This window comes from Microbacterium sp. C23T (assembly GCF_053345975.1).
The window spans coordinates 1-3255 of record NZ_JBKFBD010000065.1 but is presented as its reverse complement, the minus strand read 5'-3'; the positions used below and the strand labels follow the sequence as shown (position 1 = coordinate 3255).

General features: G+C 55.6%; 2 rRNA genes. Both read right to left on the bottom strand.

Annotation, left to right across the window (positions count from 1 at the left end):
* Positions 1 to 1743: ribosomal RNA gene (locus ACLBXX_RS20630) — 23S ribosomal RNA — on the bottom strand; the annotation flags it as partial.
* 443 nt (positions 1744 to 2186) lie between these two features.
* Positions 2187 to 3255: ribosomal RNA gene (locus ACLBXX_RS20625) — 16S ribosomal RNA — on the bottom strand; the annotation flags it as partial.

The following is a 3255-nucleotide window of genomic DNA, read 5'->3' as shown; positions in this document are numbered from 1 at the left end:
TCGTGTCTCAGCCTGTACGAGTCACGGATTTGCCTATGACTCGGCCTACGCACTTGCCCCGGGACAACCATCGCCCGGGATGGGCTACCTTCCTGCGTCACACCTGTTAATACGCTAACCGCACCAGAATGGGGTCGTACGCTAGGCCCCACGCCATCACCCGAAGGATCCGGTCATGGGGATTCAGATACTTAGCACTACTGGGTTAGTTTGGGCGGTTCTTCGCCGGTACGGGAATATCAACCCGTTGTCCATCGACTACGCCTGTCGGCCTCGCCTTAGGTCCCGACTTACCCAGGGAAGATTAGCTTGACCCTGGAACCCTTGGTCTTTCGGAGGACGTGTTTCTCACACGTCTTTCGCTACTCATGCCTGCATTCTCACTCGTGTAGCGTCCACGGCTGGGTCACCCCGCCGCTTCACTCGCCACACGACGCTCTCCTACCCATCAACACGGCTGGACCACGAAGGCCTACCAATAATGTCAATGCCACAACTTCGGTGGCGTGCTTGAGCCCCGTTACATTGTCGGCGCGGAATCACTTGACCAGTGAGCTATTACGCACTCTTTCAAGGGTGGCTGCTTCTAAGCCAACCTCCTGGTTGTCTAAGCAACTCCACATCCTTTCCCACTTAGCACGCGCTTAGGGACCTTAGATGGTGGTCTGGGTTGTTTCCCTCTCGACTATGAAGCTTATCCCCCACAGTCTCACTGCTGCGCTCTCACTTACCGGCATTCGGAGTTTGGCTGACGTCAGTAACCTTGTAGGGCCCATCGGCCATCCAGTAGCTCTACCTCCGGCAAGAAACACGCAACGCTGCACCTAAATGCATTTCGGAGAGAACCAGCTATCACGAAGTTTGATTGGCCTTTCACCCCTATCCACAGCTCATCCCCTCAGTTTTCAACCTAAGTGGGTTCGGCCCTCCACGACGTCTTACCGTCGCTTCAGCCTGGCCATGGATAGATCACTTCGCTTCGGGTCTAGGACATGCGACTGAATCGCCCTATTCAGACTCGCTTTCGCTACGGCTACCCCACCCGGGTTAACCTCGCCACATATCGCTAACTCGCAGGCTCATTCTTCAAAAGGCACGCTGTCACACCTACCAGGGGTGCTCCAACGGTTTGTAAGCAAACGGTTTCAGGTACTATTTCACTCCCCTCCCGGGGTACTTTTCACCTTTCCCTCACGGTACTTGTCCGCTATCGGTCATCTGGGAGTATTTAGGCTTATCAGGTGGTCCTGACAGATTCACACGGGATTTCTCGGGCCCCGTGCTACTTGGGATACGCTCCACGCCAGAACACGCATTTCGACTACGGGGCTGGCACCCACTCTGGCCCGCCTTTCAAGACGGTTCGTCTATACGCTTCTGTCACGTCGACCACTCGGCAGAATGATCAGGAACGTCCCGCAACCCCCCACATGCAACGCCTGCCGGCTCTCACACACATGAGGTTTAGCCTGATCCGATTTCGCTCGCCACTACTCACGGAATCACGGTTGTTTTCTCTTCCTGTGGGTACTGAGATGTTTCACTTCCCCACGTTCCCTCTACCCGCCCTATATATTCAGGCGGGAGTCACTAGGTCGGCACGCCGCCCAGCGGGGTTTCCCCATTCGGACACCCTCGGATCAAAACTTGCTTATCAGTTCCCCGAGGCTTATCGCAGATTGCTACGTCCTTCTTCGGCTCCAGATGCCAAGGCATCCACCGTTTGCTCTTAAAGACTTGAAAACATGAGAATCAAAAACTCGACCACACACCCGAAGGCATGCGATCAGAAATTGACTAATGATCTTTAAGATCATCAACACAAAACAACCCCCGAAGAGGTCATCTTGCAAAGATGCTCGCGTCCACTGTGTAGTTCTCAAAGTACGGGCGGCACTTCCCCCACCCACCAGCACACAGCCGGCAGCAAGAAAAGCCCAGAGAGTCAGTCACCCTCCCCCACCCCCGAAGAGGCAAGAAACGGCGTCCGGTCCCTCAGGACCCAACAGCGTGCAGGCACCCCGCTCACCAACCCCCACCCTCCAACCACACCCCCGAAAGGACGCGGCGTACTAGTAGGAATCAGCTGCGCTGATGCCATGTCAAATGTTCCACCCATGAGCCCCCGCAGAGACATTCGCTCTACTGAGGTTCCTGCAACCCTTGCGGGTTGAGGTGCTCCTTAGAAAGGAGGTGATCCAGCCGCACCTTCCGGTACGGCTACCTTGTTACGACTTAGTCCTAATTACCGATCCCACCTTCGACGGCTCCCTCCACAAGGGTTGGGCCACCGGCTTCAGGTGTTACCGACTTTCATGACTTGACGGGCGGTGTGTACAAGACCCGGGAACGTATTCACCGCAGCGTTGCTGATCTGCGATTACTAGCGACTCCGACTTCATGAGGTCGAGTTGCAGACCTCAATCCGAACTGGGACCGGCTTTTTGGGATTCGCTCCACCTCACGGTATTGCAGCCCTTTGTACCGGCCATTGTAGCATGCGTGAAGCCCAAGACATAAGGGGCATGATGATTTGACGTCATCCCCACCTTCCTCCGAGTTGACCCCGGCAGTATCCCATGAGTTCCCACCATTACGTGCTGGCAACATAGAACGAGGGTTGCGCTCGTTGCGGGACTTAACCCAACATCTCACGACACGAGCTGACGACAACCATGCACCACCTGTTCACGAGTGTCCAAAGAGTCCCCTATTTCTAGGGTGTTCTCGTGTATGTCAAGCCTTGGTAAGGTTCTTCGCGTTGCATCGAATTAATCCGCATGCTCCGCCGCTTGTGCGGGTCCCCGTCAATTCCTTTGAGTTTTAGCCTTGCGGCCGTACTCCCCAGGCGGGGAACTTAATGCGTTAGCTGCGTCACGGAATCCGTGGAAAGGACCCCACAACTAGTTCCCAACGTTTACGGGGTGGACTACCAGGGTATCTAAGCCTGTTTGCTCCCCACCCTTTCGCTCCTCAGCGTCAGTTACGGCCCAGAGATCTGCCTTCGCCATCGGTGTTCCTCCTGATATCTGCGCATTCCACCGCTACACCAGGAATTCCAATCTCCCCTACCGCACTCTAGTCTGCCCGTACCCACTGCAGGCCCGAGGTTGAGCCTCGGGATTTCACAGCAGACGCGACAAACCGCCTACGAGCTCTTTACGCCCAATAATTCCGGATAACGCTTGCGCCCTACGTATTACCGCGGCTGCTGGCACGTAGTTAGCCGGCGCTTTTTCTGCAAGTACCGTCACT